Origin of the sequence: Saccharothrix hoggarensis (genome assembly GCF_042678885.1) — a bacterium.
In the GTDB taxonomy this organism is placed as follows: Bacteria; Actinomycetota; Actinomycetes; order Mycobacteriales; family Pseudonocardiaceae; genus Actinosynnema; species Actinosynnema hoggarensis.
Genome location: NZ_JBHTLK010000131.1, coordinates 1 through 19,550 on the forward strand (window position 1 = coordinate 1; position 19,550 = coordinate 19,550).

At 74.0% G+C, this 19,550-nt stretch carries 14 protein-coding genes; 8 read left to right on the forward strand and 6 right to left on the reverse strand.

Annotated features, from left to right (window positions below; all coding sequences use genetic code 11):
- Positions 1–1,277 (forward strand): glycosyltransferase family 4 protein (locus ACFQ3T_RS22660; RefSeq protein ID WP_380725589.1); only part of this gene is annotated, 1,277 nt, incomplete at its 5' end.
- On the opposite strand, the gene ACFQ3T_RS22665 is transcribed toward ACFQ3T_RS22660, so the two are convergent.
- Both ACFQ3T_RS22665 and ACFQ3T_RS22670 read right to left on the reverse strand, forming a co-directional pair.
- Complete coding sequence (locus tag ACFQ3T_RS22665; protein ID WP_380725591.1) at positions 1,252–2,793, reverse strand: putative glycoside hydrolase family 15 protein; 1,542 nt, start codon at positions 2,791–2,793, stop codon at positions 1,252–1,254. The genes ACFQ3T_RS22660 and ACFQ3T_RS22665 overlap by 26 nt on opposite strands.
- A complete protein-coding gene (locus tag ACFQ3T_RS22670; protein ID WP_380725593.1) occupies positions 2,775–4,208 on the reverse strand; it encodes a sugar transferase in 1,434 nt (477 codons plus the stop codon). The genes ACFQ3T_RS22665 and ACFQ3T_RS22670 overlap by 19 nt, the downstream gene beginning before the upstream one ends.
- A 356-nt stretch (positions 4,209–4,564) precedes the next feature.
- Between ACFQ3T_RS22670 and ACFQ3T_RS22675 the strand changes: the two genes are divergently transcribed.
- Positions 4,565–5,392: a glycosyltransferase gene (locus ACFQ3T_RS22675; RefSeq protein ID WP_380725595.1), complete on the forward strand. Its 828-nt coding sequence runs from the start codon at positions 4,565–4,567 to the stop codon at positions 5,390–5,392.
- On the forward strand, positions 5,392–6,708 hold the full coding sequence (locus ACFQ3T_RS22680; protein ID WP_380725597.1) for an FAD-dependent oxidoreductase: 1,317 nt from the start codon (positions 5,392–5,394) through the stop codon (positions 6,706–6,708). The genes ACFQ3T_RS22675 and ACFQ3T_RS22680 overlap by 1 nt, the downstream gene beginning before the upstream one ends.
- Here ACFQ3T_RS22680 and wecB read toward each other — a convergent pair.
- Positions 6,626–7,828, reverse strand: a complete 1,203-nt coding sequence (wecB, locus tag ACFQ3T_RS22685; protein WP_380725599.1) for a non-hydrolyzing UDP-N-acetylglucosamine 2-epimerase — start codon at positions 7,826–7,828, stop codon at positions 6,626–6,628. The genes ACFQ3T_RS22680 and wecB overlap by 83 nt on opposite strands.
- A gap of 178 nt (positions 7,829–8,006) precedes the next feature.
- On the opposite strand from wecB, the gene ACFQ3T_RS22690 reads away from it, so the two are divergent.
- Entirely contained in the window at positions 8,007–8,987 is a 981-nt protein-coding gene (locus ACFQ3T_RS22690) for a lysyl oxidase family protein (RefSeq protein ID WP_380725601.1), read from the forward strand.
- A gap of 416 nt (positions 8,988–9,403) precedes the next feature.
- Positions 9,404–10,471 carry a serine/threonine-protein kinase gene (locus ACFQ3T_RS22695; protein WP_380725603.1) on the forward strand — a complete coding sequence of 356 codons (1,068 nt, stop codon included), beginning with the start codon at positions 9,404–9,406 and terminating at the stop codon, positions 10,469–10,471.
- 21 nt (positions 10,472–10,492) lie between these two features.
- Here ACFQ3T_RS22695 and ACFQ3T_RS22700 read toward each other — a convergent pair whose 3' ends face one another.
- Positions 10,493–11,278 (reverse strand): alpha/beta fold hydrolase, encoded by a 786-nt coding sequence (locus tag ACFQ3T_RS22700; protein ID WP_380725605.1) that lies wholly within the window; start codon positions 11,276–11,278, stop codon positions 10,493–10,495.
- A gap of 95 nt (positions 11,279–11,373) precedes the next feature.
- On the opposite strand from ACFQ3T_RS22700, the gene ACFQ3T_RS22710 reads away from it, so the two are divergent.
- Both ACFQ3T_RS22710 and ACFQ3T_RS22715 read left to right on the forward strand, forming a co-directional pair.
- Positions 11,374–12,768, forward strand: coding sequence for an aminotransferase-like domain-containing protein (locus tag ACFQ3T_RS22710; protein ID WP_447009254.1), 1,395 nt, complete (start codon positions 11,374–11,376; stop codon positions 12,766–12,768).
- Between the two features lie 42 nt (positions 12,769–12,810).
- Positions 12,811–13,458 (forward strand): dienelactone hydrolase family protein, encoded by a 648-nt coding sequence (locus tag ACFQ3T_RS22715; protein ID WP_380725607.1) that lies wholly within the window; start codon positions 12,811–12,813, stop codon positions 13,456–13,458.
- Positions 13,459–13,520: 62 nt separating this feature from the next.
- Here the strand turns inward: ACFQ3T_RS22715 and ACFQ3T_RS22720 are convergent, their stop codons facing one another.
- Positions 13,521–15,122, reverse strand: a complete 1,602-nt coding sequence (locus tag ACFQ3T_RS22720; RefSeq protein ID WP_380725609.1) for a glycoside hydrolase family 64 protein — start codon at positions 15,120–15,122, stop codon at positions 13,521–13,523.
- A gap of 213 nt (positions 15,123–15,335) precedes the next feature.
- Here ACFQ3T_RS22720 and ACFQ3T_RS22725 point away from each other — a divergent pair, with 213 nt between their 5' ends.
- Entirely contained in the window at positions 15,336–16,541 is a 1,206-nt protein-coding gene (locus ACFQ3T_RS22725; RefSeq protein ID WP_380725611.1) for a cysteine desulfurase-like protein, read from the forward strand.
- Here ACFQ3T_RS22725 and ACFQ3T_RS22730 read toward each other — a convergent pair.
- Positions 16,542–19,550 (reverse strand): DEAD/DEAH box helicase (locus ACFQ3T_RS22730; RefSeq protein ID WP_380725613.1); only part of this gene is annotated, 3,009 nt, incomplete at its 5' end. It abuts the gene before it with no gap.

Here is a 19,550-nt window from a genome sequence, read left to right on the forward strand (position 1 = left end):
GGGCGCGGGCGGCGCTGCGGGCGTGGCGGCCGGACGTCGTGCACGCGGCCGATCGGCGGGCCGGGCTGGTCGCCGCCGGTCTGCGCCGGTCCGGGATCAAGGTCGTCCACACGTACCACGGCGTGCCCGACGACGTGGCCGAACCGTGGTTCCGGGGCGTTCCCCGCGCCGCAGGGCCTTCGGCGTACACGCGGGTCGTCCTGGCGGCCGACGCCGTGGTGGCCCGCGCCGTGCACCGGACCGTCGTGCCCGCGCCGGCGATGGGCCGGTTCCTGACCACCAGGCTGCGCGTGCCCGCCGATCGGGTGACGCACATCGACAACTGCGTGGACCTGGCCCACGTCCAGCCGCCGACGGGACCGGTGCGGCGGCTCGTGTTCGTCGGCCTGCTGGTCGAGCGCAAGGGCTTGGACGTGCTGCTGGACGCCCTGGCGAGGCCCGACGTGATGCCGCCCGACGCCACGCTGACCGTCGTCGGGGACGGGCCGGCACGTGCCGCGGCGGAGGTGCGGGCGCGTGCGTTGGAGGGCCGGGTGACGTTCCTCGGGTTCCGCGCCGACGTGCCGGACCTGCTGCGCCACCACGACGCCCTGGTCCTGCCGTCCCTGATGGAGCAACAACCGTTGGTGGTGGCCGAGGCGATGGCCGCCGGCAAGCCCGTGGTGGCCACCGACACCGGCGGCGTGGCCGACATGCTCGGCGCCCCCGGTTTCGCCTCCGCCACCGCTCCTGCCCCCGCCGACCTCGGCACCGCTGGCCTCGCCGCCCTCGGTCTTGGCACGGCCGGTGTCCGCACGGCAGGCCACGGCACGGCCGGTGTCCGCACGGCAGGCCACGGCACGGCCGGTCTCGGCCTCGGCGGCCCGACCTCCGGCGGCCTGCCGGTGGTGGGGCATGACGCCGGCCTGATCGCCGATGACCCCGGTCGGGGTGTCGACGCCCGGCCGCGGGAGGGTGCGCCAGGCGTGCTGCGCGTCGGCGCGCCCGGTGCGGGCGAGGATTACGCCGGCGCGCCCGGTGTCGGCGCGCACTGTGCCGGCGAGCCGGGTGTCGGCGAGTCCCGTGCCAACGAGGCTTGGGCCGGTGGTTTGCTGGCGGCGCCGGGTGACGTCGGGCAGTTGGCGACGCGGTTGCGGGAGTTGTTCGCCGATCCCGACCCCGGCCGCACCGGTCGCCTCCTCGCCGAACGGGCCCGGGAGCGGTTCGCGCCGGACGTGTGCGCCCGCCGCCACCTCGACCTCTACCGCCACCTCATGGGGTCGGCGCCGGTGGAGTAGTGGTCGGCGGCACCACCGGCGTCGTCGTGGGTGGCGGCGGTGTGGTCGTCGACGTGGTGGTGGTCGGGTTGGGCCCCGGCGGGGCTGTGGTGGTGGTCCTGGTCGGTGTCGTCGTCGCTGTCGCAGTCGCAGTCGCCGTCGTCGTGACCGTGGCCGTCGTCGTCGTGGTGGCCGTGGTCGTCGTGGTGCTCGGGGCGGTGGTGGTCGTGGTCGACGGCGCGGTCGGGCTGGTGGTGGCCGTGGTCGCGGGTGGGCTGCCGGGCTTCACGAGGATCAGCGCGTCGCCGGCCCCGATGTTCACGGCGGGCGGCGCGGGCGCGCCGCCGTCGAAGTTGACCAGCCCCGGCGGCGGCGTCACCGTCGCGATCCGGCCGGTCGGGTTCACCGCCACGTACCCGCCCGTGAACCGCCGGTCCCACACGCCGGACGGCAGGCGGTTCGCCGTCTCGGTCGCCTCTCCGAGCCGAGAGTCCTGGTACCGCGACCAGTCCGGGTGGCGGTAGTCCCGCGTCGTGGCGCCCGACCAGCACGTGTGCGGGCTCGCCAGCAACGCCGCGGTGGCGTAGCCGACCCGTTCCTCCCGCGTGCCCTTGGTGTGGGTGATCAGCAGCAGCCAGGACTCGCCGAGCGCGGCCTGTGACCGGAGTTCCTTCCACTCGTTGCCCTTGAAGGTGAGGAGTTCACCCGTTCCGGTGTCCCGGAGGCCGAAGTTCTCCTCCATCGCGCCGTCGTACCGGGAGTGCGCCGACCACCGGCCGGGGGTGAGGTGCGACTCGGACAGGTTGGGGATCAGCATCTTCCCGGCCTGCTGCAACGAGTCGCCCGCCGTGGTGAGGAACGCGTCCATGCCCTCGCGGATGATCCGGTCGGACTCGGCCGCGTCCCGCGCGCCCTTCAGCACGGCGGACGAGTAGTACTTCAGCGAGTTGAAGTCGTTGTCCGCCAGCACCCCGTCCCAGCCCTCGCGCACGACCTCGGCGGTGACGGCCTCGGCCCACGCCTTCTGGTAGGTGGGGTCCCACACGGTCATCTGCCAGTGCTTCGGGTACGTCTTCCACTCGATCCGGTGACCGGCGCTGTCCTGCGCGAACCAGTGCGGGCTCTCCCGCTGGGCCTTGAAGTAGCCCACGCCGGTGGGCAGCAGCGGCGCGTCCGCGTCGCCGATCACCGCGCCGGGGTAGTTCCGGGCGCTGGAGAAGTCCTTGTAGACCAGCACCTTGATCTTCGGGTTCAACGACTTCAGCCGGCGCATGGCCGCGAGCTCGGTCGCGTTGAGCACGACGAGGTCGTAGTGCTGCGCGGCGAACGTGATGTCGGCCGCGCTGGGCGGCTCGCCGATGCCGTACCACCAGCCGCACGGCGCGGCGGGCCTCGGCGGCGGCGCCAGCGGGTCCGGCGGCTTGGCCTGGCCGGACGCGGCGTCGAAGGTGCACCCCGCGCCCGGGATCAGCAGCGCGGCGGCGCACAACAAGCCGAGCACCCGGCGCGGTCGCCGGTTCAGCGATTCCTTCGGCACAACAGCTCACCCACCGTCTGCAACAGGATTTTGACGTCCAGCCACAACGACCAGTTGGCTATGTAGTAGTTGTCGTACCGGGACCTGTCGACAATCGAGGTGTCGCCCCGCAGGCCGTGCACCTGCGCGAGCCCGGTCAATCCCGTCGGAACCCGGTGGCGGGCCCAGTATAGCTCGTGGATGGCCGAGAACTCGCGAACGAAACCCGGTCGTTCCGGGCGCGGCCCGACGATCGACATGTCGCCCCGCAGGATGTTCCACAACTGCGGCAGTTCGTCCAAAGAAGTGCCGCGCAGGAATCGTCCGACCGGTCCGACCCTCCGATCGCCGACCACCGACCAGGTGACTTGGGAATCGTCTTCCCCTTGCATTCTCACGCTGCGCAACTTGTAGAGCACGAAAGGCTGATCATCCATACCCACCCGGACCTGTCGGAAGATCACCGGTCGGCCGCTCTCCAGCAGCACGGCCAGGGCGCACAGCGCGATCACCGGGGACAGCACGACCAGCGCGACGGCGGCCAGCACCACGTCCATCGCGCGCTTGACCCACCAGCTCGGCCTGCTGGTCGGCGCGGTGCCCAGCCGCATCAGCGGGTAGCTGCGCAGCCGCTCGATGTCGGGCCCGTCCTGGTACAGCTCGAACATCCGGGGCACGACCAGGGTGGTGCAGCCCAGCCGGTGCGCGGTGATGGCCGAGTCGACCACGGACGACTCGCGGGCGTGCGAGAACGCCAGCACCACCGTGCCGACACCCAGTCGTGTGATCGCGTCGGCCAGGTCCTCGTCCACCAGGTCCACCGGCAGCGCGGCGCGGTCGAGCGCGGGCTCCGGGTCGACGAACCCGACCGGGCGCAACCCGAACTCGGGGTGCGCGAGCATCGCGCCCACCAGGTCGACGCCGACCTTCCCGGCGCCGACCACGAGCGTGCGGTCGCAGCGGTGGAACCGGCGGCGGCACCAGCGGCCGAAGGCGAACACGGCGAGCCGCGCCGGTTCGCTCAGCCCGGCGAAACCCAGCACCGCCCACTGCGCCGCGACGGCCGCGCCGAGGTCGCCGCCCGCCAGGCCGAGCAGGCCGACCAGCGTGACCAGGGCGAACGCCACGGCGGTCGCGCCGGCGGAGCGCGGCAGGTCGTGGAACCAGGACAGCCACAGCCGCCGCCGGTACAGCCGGCACGCGGCCCGCACGCCCAGCAGCGCCGCGGCCACCACCGCGGTCCACCGCCAGTCGAGCGGGAACCGCGCGGTCACGACGGCCACCGCCGTCACGTCGACCGCGCCGAGCAGCACCGCCACCGCGTTCACCCGGCGGAGCAGGTCCGGCTCGACCGCCTCACGCGGCTTCGACCTCGGCTTCGGGTGCCGCCACCGCGACACCGGGGGCGAGGTGGTCGTCGACCCCGCGCCGTTCACCTCGGACCGCCCTGGACCGAGCGTGTCCCGTCCACAACACACCACATTCGGACGACGTCCTTCCCACCACGAACTCGATACTGGTCAACGCGCACTGGTCACTCGGTATGGATCACCCGTTCGAGATCAGTCGAACGGGGATTCCGGCGCAGTTCGGGCACGCCGAGCGGCGGCCTGGACGTTTAGTTCACTCTTTCGGTGAGCACTATTCCCCTTTCCGGTGATCTTCAGTTCTCGTTACCCGTGAGAATTCATCCGGCCGTGCGACCGGATACCCGCGGGGTGGTCGAATCTAGTCGCGGTGCGGAGGCGAATAATTCTGACCCGCCATCCACCACCAAGTGAAATGGGGCCCTTTGACCGTCGATGAAGGCGACGTGCGCACCACGTCGGAACGGGGCGGACCGGCCCGTTCCGACGCGAGGCGCACACACGCCCGAGCCCACGTCGTGCTGCCCGCCTACAACGAAGCCGCCTCCCTGCCGCCGCTGCTGCGCCGGCTCGCCGAGGTCGCGCTCACCGAACAGCTCACCGCCTGGGTCGTGGACGACGGGTCGTCCGACGGCACCGACGAGATCGCCAAGGCGGGCTGGCCCGGCCTCGACGTCCGGCTCGTCAGCCACCCGGTCAACCTCGGCCTCGGTCAAGCCGTCCAATCAGGACTGCGCGCGGTGCTGGCCGAGGCCGCCCAGGAGGACGTCGTCGTCGTGATGGACGCCGACGACACCCACGACCCGGAACTGATCCGGGTGCTGCGGGGCGAGATCGCCGCCGGCGCGGACGTGGTGATCTGCTCCCGGTTCGTGGACGGCGGCGACGACGCCACCGCGCCACCGCTGCGCCGGCTGCTGTCGCGCGGCGCCGCGGTGCTGTTCCGCCGCGTGCTGCGGGTCGACGGCGTCCGCGACTTCACCAGCGGCTTCCGGGCCTACCGGGTCAGCCTGCTCGCCCGCGCCGCCGGCCACTGGGGCGAGCGGTTGATCGAGGAGCGCGGGTTCGCGTGCATGGTGGAGCTGCTGCTGAAGCTGCGGCACTGCCGCCCGGTCGTGGCCGAGGTGCCGCTGACCCTGCGCTACGACCGCAAGCAGGGGCCGAGCAAGATCCGGATCGCGCGGACCGTCGGGCAGTACCTGAAGCTCCTGGCCCGCGACCGGCTCGCACCCGCGCCGTACCGGGCGCTGTGATGGGCGCGGAGGTAGCCCCGGACCACGGGCACGTGGCGGTGGTCGGCGGCGGGATCTGCGGCCTGGCCACCGCCCACCGGCTGGTGCGCGCGGGCGCGCGGGTGACGTTGCTGGAGGGCAGCGACCAGCTCGGCGGGCTCGGCACGTTCTTCCCCTGGCGCGACCGCTGGGTCGAGCGCTTCTACCACTGCGTCATGCCGACCGACGACCACCTGCTCGGCCTGCTGGACGAGCTGGGCCTGCGCGACTCGATCACGTGGCGCCGCACGCGGATGGGCATGGTCGTGGACGGCCGGGACTTCCCGTTCAACACCGCGCTCGACCTGCTCAGGTTCACCCCGTTGGGTGTCGTCGACCGGCTGAGGTTCGGCGCGGTCTCCGTGCTGCTGCGCCGGTTGGGCCGCGGCAAGGACCTCGACGGCACGCGCACCGAGGACTGGTTGCGCGGCCTCTACGGCGACCGGGTGTGGGAACTGCTCCTCGCGCCGCTGTTCGGCGCGAAGTTCGGCGCGCGCTTCGGTGACGTGCCCGCGCTGTACCTGTGGCAGCGCCTGGGGCGCGAGGGGGCCGTGGCGGTGCGCGGGTACCCCGACGGCGGCTACCGGACCGTCATCGACGCGCTGAGGGCCTCGATCGAGGCCGGTGGCGGAGAGGTGCGGCTCGACGCCCCGGTGCGGCGGATCGGCGTCGGCGACGGCGTGCGGCTGGAACTGCCCGGCGGCGAGGTCGTGTCGGCGGACCGCGCCGTGTCGACGCTCCCGCTGCCCCAGCTGCGGCAGCTCGCGGACGACGACCTGGCCGCGCGGCTGCCGGACGTGCGGCTGCCGTACCAGGGCGTGGTGAACGCGCTGTTCTTCCTGCGCCGCCCGCTGTCGGGGCACTACTGGACGCCGGTCGTGCGGTCCGGCACGGACTTCGACGGCCTGATCCAGATGACGCCGCTCGCCGGCGTGGAGCCGTACTACGGGCGGCACCTCGTCTACGCGATGCGGTACACCGACCGGGAGTCCGCGCTGTTCCAGGAGGACGACACGGCGATCGCGGCGCGCTGGACCGCGCAGCTGCTGACGCTGCACCCGGCGCTCGACGCGGCGGACGTGGAGGAGGTCCGGGTGTTCAAGGCCCCGTTCGTGGAGCCGGTGTACCCGCTCGGGTACCTGGCGCGCCGCCCGCCCGTGGTGGTCGCCGGCACGCCGTTGCTGCTGGCGACCACCGCGCACGTCTACCCGGACGTCACGAGCTGGAACTCGAGCGTGGGACTCGCGCAGCGGGTCGTCGCGACGCTGGAGGGGGCACCACAACCGGTTCCGGGCTGACCGCCACCGGGTCGCCGCCCACCAGCCGGCGGAGCGCGGCGGCGATCCGGGCCGACGGCGAGCCCGTGCCGTACGGCGACGGGATGTGCTCCAGCCGTTCGCGGTGGCCCGCCACGTCGTCCAGCCACCGCAGCACCTCCGCGGTGAGCCGGGGCCCCGGCGGGACGAGCGTGCCGAACGTGCCCTCGATCTCGGGGCGCTCGGTGCTGCGGCGGACCACGACCACCGGCCGCTTCAGCACGCTCACCTCCTCCTGGATGCCGCCGGAGTCCGACACGACCACGGCCGCGCCGCGGGCGAGCGCCAGGAACGCCGGGTACGCCTGCGGCTCGACCACCGTGAGCCGGTCCAGCAGGGCGGTCAGGCCGAACGCCTCGACGCGCTTGGCCGTGCGCGGGTGCAGCGGCAGCACGACCCGCAGCGGCAGCCGGTTCAGCTCGCGGAGGATCGTCTCCAGGTTGCCGCGGTCGTCCACGTTCTCCGGGCGGTGGATCGTGGCCAGCACGTAGCCGTCGCGCTCCAGCCGGTGCGCGGCCAGGACCACGGCCTCCTCGGCGTGCCCCGGGAGCGCCGAGACCAGGGCCTCCACCACCGTGTTGCCGGTGATCGCGATCCGCTCGTCCGGGACGCTCTCGGCGAGCAGGTTCGTGCGGTTGAGCGCGGTGGGCGCGCAGCACAGGTCGGCGAGGTGGTCGATGGCCACCCGGTTGTGCTCCTCCGGCATCGCCCGGTCGTAGCTGCGCAGCCCCGCCTCGACGTGCACCAGCGGGACGTCGTTCGCGTTGGCCGCCAACGCGCCCGCGAGCGCGGACGTCGTGTCGCCCTGCACGATCACGGCGCGCGTCGGGTGCCGGTCCAGGACCTCGTCCACCGCCGCGACCGCCGCGCCGAGCTGCGCGCCGCGCCGTCCGCCGCCCACCGCCAGCTCGTGGAACCGGCCGGGTTGGCCGATGTCCCGGCGGATGCGGTGGTACATCGCGGTGTCGTAGTGCTGTCCGGTGTAGACGACGGTCGCGCTCGACCCCATCAGCCGGATCAGCGGGGCGAGTTTGATCAGCTCCGGTCTGGTGCCGCACACCATCGTCACGGCGCCGCCAGTTCCCTTGTCGATCGGACCCACCTCCAGTCGCGGATGACGCGCACCCGTGCGCGATCGCGGTGAAGGTTAGGGTCCGGGTGGTCGATTTCCCTTGCGCCTCAGTCGATCGAGTGAAATCGCGAGTGTTGGGCGCGTCGCGGTTCGATCCGTCACTACGGTGGTGTGTGGATCATTGTGACAATCGGACGGACTGAGGACGATGGTGCGGAGGTACGCGGCCCTGTCCGCCACGGCGTTGCTCGTGGCGGTGTTGGTGGGGCCGTCGCACGCGCAGGCGGGGGACACCGTGCTGCTGCCGGACCTGCGGCAGGCGCCGGTGGGGTGCGCGGGCGGTTTTTCGGGCAACCCCTCACGGTGCCACGACTGGGACGTCTGCCTGGTCGTCGACCGCTGGGCCCCGAACGGGGAGTGCGTGGCGTCGGCCCAGGGAGGTGGCGCGGTCCGGCTGCGGTTCACCACATCGGCGGACAACATCGGCGACGGTCCGTTGCTCATCTACGGCAGCCGGGCGTCGGCGAACCACCCGCGCATGACGGCGCGGCAGGCGTTCCAGTCCGCTGTGGACCGTTCGATCCCGGCGTCGTACGGGGAGGCGCAGCACGGGATACCGGCGACGATGTACTACGAGCCGGCGCCGTCGCACGCCCACTGGCACCTGCTGGACTTCGAGCACTTCCAGCTGCGCACGCCCGAGGGCGACACGGTGGTGACGGACCGGAAGAACGGCTTCTGCCTGGGCGACCGCTACGCCACCAACGACCTCCTCCTCAACCGCCCGGGCAGCGGGAGCGGGCCGGCGGCGGAGCTGGCGGAGACGCTGCGGATGAACCGGTGCGGCCACCACGCGCCGGAGGCGTTGACCGTCGTGCAGGGCATCTCGGTCGGGTACGGCGACGACTACCTGCACACCGTCGACTTCCAGTGGCTCGACATCAGCGACGTGCCGTCCGGGCGGTACGACGTGGTGAACGTCGTCAACGGCGACCGGTCGCTGATGGAGAAGTCGTACACCAACAACGCGTCGTCGTTGGCGATCTCGGTGCAGTGGCCGGGCGGTGCCACCGCGCCCCCGGCCCAGGTGACCGTGCCGCCGGAGGTGAAGCTGCTGCGGAGCTGCCCGGGGCAGGAGCAGTGCGTGGCGACGCTGCGCGCGTACCCGGAGCTGTTCGGCGGCGGGTGACGGGGGTCGGCGGCGGGAGCGGGCCGCGGCGTGCCGCCCTCGCGGGTGTCGGTGCGGGTGTGTCGATGCGGCTGCTGGAGCGGCGGCTCGCGCTGGGTGGTCCGGTGCCGGGAGCGTCGCGGTGGTGGTCCCGCCGGGGGTTCCAACGCTCGGGGTAGTCGAGCCGGTGGTCTCACCCCGTGGGGTCGAGCCCGCAATCCCTCACGCCGTGGGGTCGAGCCGGTGGTCTCACGTCGGGGGTCGAGCTCGCGGTCTCACGTCGGGGGGTCGAGGCGGCGGTTTCGCGCCGATTGGTGGAGCGCGCACGGGCGCGCGCTCGTCCATTCGGCGTAGTAACGATCGTCCTGATCGGCGTTTGCCGGTCCGGTGGTGCGGGAACTCGGTGCGTCCGGACCGGTGTGAGGAAGGGCGGTGCCATGTCGCTGTCCACCGAGAACCGCGTGTTGGCGGGGCGTTACCGGTTGGCGGGCAAGCTCGGCGCGGGCGGGATGGCCGAGGTCCACCGGGCGTGGGACGTGCTGCTCCGCCGGTACGTCGCGGTGAAGTTGGTCGACGCCCGGGACGACGTCGGCGGCACGCGGTTCGACCGCGAGGTCCGCACGCTGGCCGGCCTCTCGCACCCCGGACTGGTGTCCGTCTACGACGTCGGCGACTGCGGCGGCATGTCGTTCGTCGTGTTGCAGTTGGTCGAGGGCATGACGTTGGCCGAACGGCTGGACGACGGCCCGCTGTCGCACGTGACGGTCCGCGCGCTCGGCCACCGGCTCGCCGACACGCTCGCCCACGTGCACGAGAACGGCGTCGTGCACCGCGACGTGAAGCCGGCGAACATCCTCCTCGACCGGACGGGCGTGACCTACCTGGCCGACTTCGGCCTGGCCCGCTCGCTCGACGCGACCAGGCTCACCGACACGCGGATGGTCCTGGGGACCGCCGGCTACCTGGCCCCGGAGCAGGTCCGCGGCGAGGAGGTCGGGCCGGCCGCGGACGTCTACGCGCTCGGGCTCGTGCTGCTGGAGTGCCTGACGGGTCGGCGCGAGTACGGCGGCAGCGATCGGGTGGAGGCCGCCGTGGCCCGGCTGCACCGGCCGCCCGAGGTGCCGGCCGACCTGCCGGACGACCTGGTCCGGCTGCTGTCGCTGATGACGTCCTTGTCGGTCCGCCGCCGCCCGACGGCCGCCTGGTGCGCGGAGCAGCTGGGCGCTGCGGTGGTGCGGCCGGTCGGGGCGGGTCTGCTCGGTGACGGGCTCCTGTGCGGTGGCCGGCGGACCCCCGACCGGCAAACCGGTGAGCGGCAGGGCGGTGATCGGCGAGGCGGGGGCCCCGAGATCGGTGGTCGGTCTGCCGGTGGCGGGCGGATGGGTGATCGGCAGGCCGGTGATCGGCCGGCCGCGGCTGAGCCGGAGAGCGAGGGTCGGGCGCGGGGGCGTCGGCTGGGTGGGCCGTGGGCCGGGCGGGTCGGGGCCGAGTGGGTCGGGGGTTGAGCGGGGCCGCGCCGGTCGGGGTCAGGCCACGGTGGCCAGGAACCGCTCCACCGCGTCGGTGAACTCGGCCGGCCGTTCGAGGTTCGGCAGGTGGGCCGCGCCGGGGATCACGGCGAGCGTCGAACCGGGGATGGTGGCGTGCATCCGCCGGGCCACGTCGACCGGCGTGAACTTGTCCTCCTCGCCGACGACGACCAGCGCGGGCACGGTCGCGCGGGACAGCGAGTCGAGGTAGTCGGGCCGTTCCGCCCGCCCGCGCCAGGCCGCCGCGGCGCCCTCCGGTGACGTGCCGCGCATCATCCGCAGCACGTGGGCCGCCACGTCGGGCAGGGCGCGGACGTTGGTGGGCGAGATCATCTTGTCGAGCACCTCGTCGGCGTACGGGCCCATGCCCTCGCGGAGCACGCGTTCCGCCGCCGCGTGCCGGGCCGCGCGGCCGGCCGGCGTCTCGGCCTCCGGGAACGTGTCGGCGAGGATCAGCCCGCGGACCCGCTCGGGGCGCGCTCGGTGCGCTTCCATGACGATCTGGCCGCCCATCGACAGCCCGCACCACACCGCGCGCTCGACGCCGAGCCGGTCGAGCAGCCCGAACAGGTCGTCCGCGAACACGCCCAGCGGGGTCTTGCCGGGCACCACCGTCGTCTCGCCGAATCCCCGCAGATCAGCGGTGATGACCCGGTGACGTGGGGCGAGGCGGGCGACCTGGGGCGCCCACATCGAGCGGTCGAACGGGTGGCCGTGCACCAGCACGACCGGCAGCCCGTCACCCTGGTCGTCGTACGAGATGTCGATGTCGCCCACGCGCATGAGGCCCCCTCGGTCCGTTGACGTCCGAAGCCTAGGAACGCGACGATGCCCGGTGCAATAAGAACAATGCTCTCGGTGCAATGTGGGGTGGGCTCGTGCGCGACTACCGGGTGATCGCCGACCGGATCGCCGCCGACATCGCGGCGGGTCGGCTCAAGCCGGGCGACCGCCTGCCGCCGCAACGCCGGTTCGCCCGCCGGCACGGCATCGCGGGGTCGACGGCGGCCCGCGTCTACGGCGAGCTGGTCCGGCGTGGTCTGGCGGTCGGCGAGGTGGGCCGGGGGACGTTCGTGCGCGCCGCGCCACCGGCCGAGCCCGCCCTGGGCGAACCGGGGAGCGCGCGGGTGGACCTGGAGCTGAACTTCTGCGTGCTGCCGGACCAGGCGGAGCTGCTGGCGCCGGGGCTGCGCCGGCTCGTCGGCGACGGGCAGAGCGGTGGGCAGGGCGGCGGGTTCGGCAGTGGGCAGGGCAGTGGGCAGGGCGGTGGGTTGGGTGGCGGGTTGGGCGGTGGGCTGGGCGACGCGCTCACCCCGATCGGTGTGCGTGGCACTGCCGAGGCGCGGGCCGGAGCGGCGGCGCTGCTGACGCGGGGCGGGTGGGCGCCGGAGCCCCGTCGCGTGCTGTTCACCGGCAACGGCAGGCAGGCGATCGCGGCCGCGGTGTCGGCGCTGGTGCCCGTCGGCGGGCGGCTCGGCGTGGAGGCCGTCACGTACCCGGCGGTGAAGGCGATCGCGACGCGGCTGGGCGTCACGCTGGTGCCGCTGGCCGTGGACGACGCCGGTGTCGTGCCGGGCGCGATCCGGGCGGCCGGCGTGCGCGCCGTGTACCTCCAGCCGATCCTGCACAACCCGCTCGGCACCACCATGCCGGACCGGCGGCGCGCCGAGCTCGCCGACACCGTGCGGGAGTTGGACGTCCAGGTCGTCGAGGACGCCATCTACGCGTTCCTCGGACCCGACCTGCCGCCGCTCGCGCCCGAGCGCACGACCGTCGTCGACAGCCTGTCCAAGCGCCTCGCGCCGGGGTTGACGCTCGGCTTCGCCGTGCCGCCCGAGCACCTGGTGGAGCGGGTCGCGGCGGCGGCGCGGTCCGGCGGGTGGGCGGCGGGCCACTTCGCGGTCGCCGCGGCCTCGGGCTGGCTCGCCGACGGCACCGTCGAGTCCGTTGTGGACCGGAAGCGGGTGCTCGCGGCGGAGCGGCAGCGGCTCGTGCGGGAGAGGTTGGCGGGCTTCGACCTGCGGGCCGACCCCGGTGCGTACCACTGCTGGTGGCGGCTGCCGGAGCGGTGGCGGGCCGAGGCGTTCGTGGCCGCCGCCGCGCGCCGGGGCATCGCGGTCACGCCGGCCGCCGCGTTCGCCGTCGCTCCGGGGCACGCGCCGAACGCCGTGCGCCTCGCCCTGGCGTCCGCGTCGACACCCGTCCTGACCGCCGCGCTGGACGTGCTCGCCGCCCTCGCCGGCGGCAACCCGGAGGACGAACCGGTGGACTAGGCGGGCCGTTTGGCGTGGCGCGTGCCGGTGAACCCGTGACGCATGACCACGAGCGGCACGACGGCGGTGTCGGTTGACGCGTGGGGCGTGGACCTGGCCGCCGACCTCGGGGTGCCGGACGACCCGGCCGGGGTGGTGGTGTTCGCGCACGGGTCGGGCAGCTCGCGGCACAGCGGGCGCAACCGGGCCGTCGCCGAGTCGCTGCGCCGCGACGGGTACGCCACCCTGTTGCTCGACCTGCTGACCGACCGCGAGGAGCGCGAGGACCGCGTCACGGGCCACCTGCGGTTCGACATCGGGTTGTTGGCCGAGCGGGTGGCCGCGTCGGTCGAGTGGACGTCACGCCACCGGGTGACCAGGGGTCTTCCGGTCGGGCTGTTCGGCGCGAGCACCGGCGCGGCCGCGGCCCTGGTCGCGGCGGCCGGGACGTACCTGGTCAGGGCCGTGGTGTCGCGTGGCGGGCGACCGGACCTCGCCGGTCGGGCGCTGGGCCGCGTGCGCGCGCCGACGTTGCTGGTCGTGGGCAGCCGGGACGAGGAGGTGCTCGACCTGAACCGCGCGGCGGCCGAGCGGCTGACGGCGCCGCACCGGATCGAGGTGGTCCGCGGCGCGACCCACCTGTTCGAGGAACCGGGCGCGCTGGCCGAGGTCGCCCGACTGGCCGGCGGGTGGTTCCGGGAACACCTGTGAGCGGGCCGGACGCGGCGCGGTGGGAGAGACCGCGCCGCGTCCGGGGTCGTACGGCCGGGCGGCTAGCCGCGCCGCCACTTCTGGTTCGCCGTGCCGCCGCACTCCCACATCTGCAGGACCGCGTTGTTGGCCGGGTTCCAGTCCGCGATGTCGACGCACTTGTTCGCCTGCGGGTTCACCAGGTCGCCCGCCGCGGTCAGCACGAACTGCTGCGCCGGGTTGCCGCTGCACGTCGCGATCTGGACGGCCGCGCCGTTCGCGGTCGAGCCCCAGGCGACGTCCATGCACTTGTTGTTCTGCGTGCGCAGCGTGCCGCCGGTCCACTCCCACTTCTGGTTGGTGCCGTCGGTGCAGTCCCACACGATCAGGCGCTGGCCGTCGTTGAAGTTCCAGTTCGGCACGTCGACGCACTTGCCGTGCCACGCGCTGACGATCCGGCTGGTCGTGCTGGGCGGGGGAGTGGTGCCGCCGCCCGTGAACGGGGTCAGGATGATGCCCGCCGCACGCGGGTCGCCGTCGTGCACCAAGGACTCCTGCGCCTGCACGTCGTCGAACGCGAAGCCGTACGCCTTGCCGTCCACCATGTTCTGGTGCACCAGCCGCGAGTAGTTGTTGGTGATCGAACCCTTGTAGAAGTCGGCCGGACCGCCGCCCGGCTGGGTGTCGATGGTGCCGAGCGTGGAGCGGTGCAGCGCCGCGCACAGGGTCCGCGCGATCGGGCCGACGACCTGGTCGTTGGGCGCGTGCAGGGCGCCGTCGCAGCCCCACACGTTGGACGTGGACGGCTTGGCGAACGAGGCCACGTGCTGCCCGGCGGAGTTGGTGAAGTTCATGGTGGTGCCCGACGTGCGGCCGAAGTACCGGATGTCCGGCCGGTCGCCGAACGGCACCACGGTCAGCGTCTTCGTCGTGTACGCGTTCCACGCCTGCGTGATGTACGGGTCGAGGTAGGCGCGGTCGAACAGGCCGACGTCGGCGGCCTTGCCGGGCGCGAGCGCGCGCAGCACCGTGCCGTCGGACCGGGTGCGGACGGTGTTCGCCCAGCCCGGCTGGTTGCGCAGGCCGTTGAACACGTTGTCGCGGCCGTTGGCGACCAGCTCGCCGGTCTTCTTGGTGACGCCGCTCGCGCCCGTCACGGTGACCGCGTGCGGCACCGCGAACATGTCCACCTGGGAGCTGTTCAGCCACAGACCCGCGTCGTTGTAGGTGAACTCGCTCCAGTCGAACAGGATGTTGTGGTTCGGGTCGCCCGACGCCCACGGCGCGGGCTGCACCAGGCCGTCCGGCGTGAGGAAGAACTTGAGCTTCTCGCCGAACGACATGTAGACGCGGCCGGAGATGAACCGCGGCACGCGCAGGGTGACGCTGCCGCCGTTGGCGGGCCCGGCGATCGACACGTCCGGCGCGGGCACGGGCGGGTTCGAGCCGGCCGGCCACGGCGTGAACGTGCCCGCCTGGTTGACGTAGCCGAGCCGGCCGCCGGGCCGGATGTCGGTGCCGAGGACGTACAGGTGGACGGCCTCCGACCGCCCGCTGTTGTTGGTGACGGTGAGGGGCAGCAGGTCGGGGCCGATGGCCGCGGCCGGTGTGCCGGCGGCGGTGACCGCCGTGGCGACAGCGGCCAGCGCGACCAGCGCGCTCGACCACTTCGTTCGGATGCGCATCAGTGCGACTCCTCCGTGCAGGGCAGGTGTCCGACCTCCCGGCCGGTTCAGGGCAGCCGGGGGGCGAGCGCGGCGGACGTGGCGGAAACGACCGCCTCGTCCGTGAGAGCGCTTCCACGAGGGTTGCGCGCGGGTCCGACCGATGTCAATAGGGAACGTGATCCGGGTCACCGAGGTCCGATGTGGACCAGCGCCGGCCGTCACAGTGGTGGCATGACCTACGACGTCGACTCCGTCCGCGCCCGGTTCCCCTCGCTGGCCTCCGGGACGGCCCACTTCGACGGCCCCGGCGGGTCGCAGGTGCCCGCCGCGGTCGCGGACGCCGTGCGCGGCGCGATGACCTCGTCCCTGGCGAACCGGGGCTCGGTCACCGCCGCCGAGCGCACCGCGGACGCGATCGTCCTCGACGCCCGGCGGGCCGTGGCCGACCTGCTCGGCGCGTCGCCGGGAGGTGTCGTGTTCGGGCGCAGCATGACCCAGCTGACCTACGACTTCGCCCGCACGCTGGCCACTACGTGGCGGCCCGGCGACGAGGTTGTGGTGACCAGGTTGGACCACGACGCCAACGTGCGGCCGTGGGTGCAGGCGGCGTCGGCGGTGGGGGCCGTGGTGCGGTGGGTCCGGTTCGACCCCGAGAGCGGCGAGCTGACGCCGGCGGACGTCGCCGCGGCGCTGTCGCCGAGGACCCGGCTGGTGGCCGTGACGGCGGCGTCGAACCTGATCGGCACCTGTCCGGACCTGGCGGAGATCGCGGACCTGGTGCACGCCCGCGGCGCGCTGCTCTACGTCGACGGCGTCCACTACACCGCGCACCAGCCGGTCGACGTCGACGCGATCGGCGCGGACTTCTTCGCCTGCTCGCCGTACAAGTTCTTCGGCCCGCACTGCGGCGTGGTGGCGGGACGGCCGGACGTGCTGTCGGACCTGCGACCGGACAAGCTGCTGCCGTCGTCGGACGCCGTGCCGGAGCGGTTCGAGCTGGGCACGCTGCCGTACGAGCTGCTGGCCGGCTGCACGGCGGCGGTGGACTTCATCGCCGGGCTGGTCCCCTCGGAGGGCGACCGGCGGACCCGGATCGCGGCGTCGCTGGCGGCGGTGGGGGAGCACGAGCACCGGCTGCGGGAGCGGGTCGAGGAAGGGCTGGCCGCGCTGCCGGGCGTGGTCGTGCGGTCGCGGGCGCGGCGACGCACCCCCACCCTCCTGGTGACGTTCGCCGATCGCCCGGCGTCGGACGCGTACCGGTTCCTCGCCGGGCTGGACGTGAACGCGCCCGCCGGGTCGTTCTACGCGATCGAGGCGTCCCGGTGGCTCGGCCTCGGGGACGCCGGCGGGCTGCGGATCGGGCTCGCCGCCTACACGACCGACGCGGAGGTCGACCGGCTGCTCGCCGGCTTGGGCCGGTTCCTGGCGTCGGCGTAGCTAGCGACGGCTGCCGAGGCCGCGACGGGGACGGGACGGGTGCGTCGCCGGGGTGGGGACGTCGGTCGGGCCAGTGGCGGTGGGCGCGGCGATCGCGGTGTAGGCGGCCAGCCAGCCGGTGGCCCGGTAGTCGCCGCGCCGGGTGAACACGGCCACGCCGGTGTCCGCGTCGGGCGGCTCGTCGTCGGGCGCCGGGTACGGGACGGTCGCCGCGGACGTCGTGGGCGCGGTCCACGTCCGGCCGCGCCACGCGACGGCCGTGGCGCCCGTGCCGCCGGTGACGGTCGCCCGGTCGGCGTGCGCGGCCAGGTCGTAGGTCGTGGTGCGCTCGCGCAGCAGCGCCGTGTACCCGGCGTGGTCGAGGACGCAGCCCGCCGGCGACCGTCCCGGCGACCAGTCCGGCGCGCGCACGCCCCGGGCCACCGCCGAACGCCACAGCTCGGGCACGACGTCCTTCAGGTGGGCGCGGGTGGCCATCTCCTCGCACATCCACAGCAACCGGCCCGAGCCGCGGCCGGGCGCGAGGGTCCGCCAGCGGACGCGGTGGTCGAGGTCGGCGGCCACCACGGCGATCCACGGGTGCACGGTGCCCAGCACGCCCTGCGCGGCCAGCCACGCCAGGAACCGCGGCGCCTGCTCGTACACGGGGTGCAGGGTGCTCATCGGGATGCCGCCGGCCACGCGCCGACCGGACCGCCCGGTGCGGGTCGCCTCGAACAGGTGCGGCGAGCGGGCGGCCAGCAGCAGCGCCGCCCACGCCAGGTCGCCGGGCGCGGTGGTCGTCTGCGAGCCCAGGCCCTTGACCGAGGTCGCGTTGGTGATCTGCGACGTCTTGCCGCCCGCCTTGATCACCGTGGCGACGGCGGGCCGCACCGGCTCCGGCACCGGGATGCCCGCCAGGTCGCGCACCGCGACCGACAGCACCAGGCTGAGCGCGTTCTCGGCCTCGTCCGGGTCGTGCGGCACGGGCAGGAGGCCGAGCGTGCGGCGCAACCGGTGCCCGGTGTGGGTCGACACCATCATCCGGGCGGTCAGCCGGCCCAGCTCGGTGATCGCGAACCGGCCGTCCGCCAAGGTCAGGTGGCCCTCGGCGACGAGGAACTCCGCGGCCTCCTGCACCGGCTCCACGTCGTCGTCGCCCTGCGCGTGCGCGAGCGTCTCCACCCACCACGCCTGCGCGTCGTCCACCGTCCCGATCCGGCCCTGGAGGACTTCGGCCAGCACGTGGTCGGGCAGCGAGTCGCGGATGCGCGAGTACACCGAGTAGCCGGCCACCAGCCGCGTCTGCCAGTCGGCGCGCTGCGTCTCGTCCACGACGAGGTACGACCAGCCCTCGGTCTCACCGGCGCCGATGCGCCCCGCCCGGCCGAACATCTGGAGCACGGTGGACGTGTCGACCGGTTCGCCGCCGATCGTCACGTCCCGCACGACCACCGCCCGCGCGGGCAGGTTCACGCCCGCCGCCACGGTGGACGTCGCCACCAGCACGTCCGCCTCACGTGACCGGAACGCCCGTTCGGCGGCGTGCTTGTGCTCGTAGTCCGCGTAGTGCAGCCGCACGCCGACCTCCGCGCACACCCTGGTCAGGCCGTCCACGTCGTCGGCGGCCACGGTGTGCACGGCCGCGCCCCGGTCCGCGGCGATCGCCATCGCGGTGGACCGGACGTTGCGCTTCGAGCCGCAGAACACCAGCACGCTGCCGCCCTCGGCGGTGTGCCGGTGGGTCAGGTCGAGCACCACCTGCTCGCGCAGGCGGTTGTTCGCGGCGAAGCCCGAGGCGGCCGGGATCGTCGGCAGCTGCCACGTGACGCGCGACGGCCGCCACGTCGTGGCCACCAGGTCCGCCTCCAGCCACTCGGCGACCTCGGCGGCGTTCGAGACGGTCGCGGAGAGGCCCACGATCCGGACCGGCGAGTCCGCGCCGCGCACCCGTGCCAGCAGGGCTTCCAGCAGCGCGCCGCGACCGGGGCTGCCGAGGAGGTGGATCTCGTCCACGACCAGGCAGCCGACCTCGCCCAGCGCCGCCTGGAGCGAGCTCGCGCGGCAGATGGCCTCGAACTTCTCCGTGGTGGCGACCCAGAGGTCGGCCGCCTTGACCGCCTCGACGTCCACGGCGTACTCGCCGGACAGCCGTTCCACCCGCAGGCCTTGGGCCCGCCACGTCTCCAGCTCGCGGTCCAGCTCGTCGGTGAGGGACCGCTGGGGGACGAGCCAGGCGGCCTTGCGGCCCTCGTCCAGGATCGCTTTCAGGACGGCGAGCATGCCCATCGCCGTCTTGCCCGCCCCGGTCGGCGCGGTGATCAACAGGTGGGAGTCGCCGTCCACCAGGTGGGGCGCGGCCTGGGCCTGGGCGGGGTTGAGCACGGGGAACGGCAGGAACCGCGCCCAGTCCGCCGGCACCAACCGCTCCAGCGGCACGGGGTCGGGCACGGCGGTCGGGTCGACCGGTTCGTGCAGGTCCCACAGCATCGAGAAGGCGAGCCGGGCGGCCCGCGCGCCGTCGCCGACGACCGCGTCGCAGCGCTCCGGCACCACCCCGCCGACGTCCGACAGCCAGGCCGTGGCCGAGTCGGCGCACACCTCCTCCTGCTCCAGCCAGTGCCGCACGGACCGGAACGGCACGCCGGCGTCACGCAGGCGGGCGCGGAGCGCGTCGAACTCGGGCCGGTCGGGCAGCACCACGCGCGCGTCCACGCCGGGCGGCACGTCCGGCACGGTCAGCTCCGGGTCGACCGCCTTGCACCACCAGACGGGCCGCGACTCCAGCGCGGCGAGCGCGGGCGGCAACGCGGGCACGTCGGCCGACCGGCTCGTCGGGGCGAGCTCGGAGCCGCTGAGGATGGACCGGATGCGTGCCGCCATGGCGACGGTGGACACCCGCCGTCCCACCGCCCGAGGGGCCTCCTCGACCGCTTCGGACGCCGTGCCCGCGCCCTCCCCGGACTGGGCCGGTGCTGTGGCTGCGGCGGGCTCGGGCGCTGTGGCCGCGACGGGCCGGGCCGGTGCGGC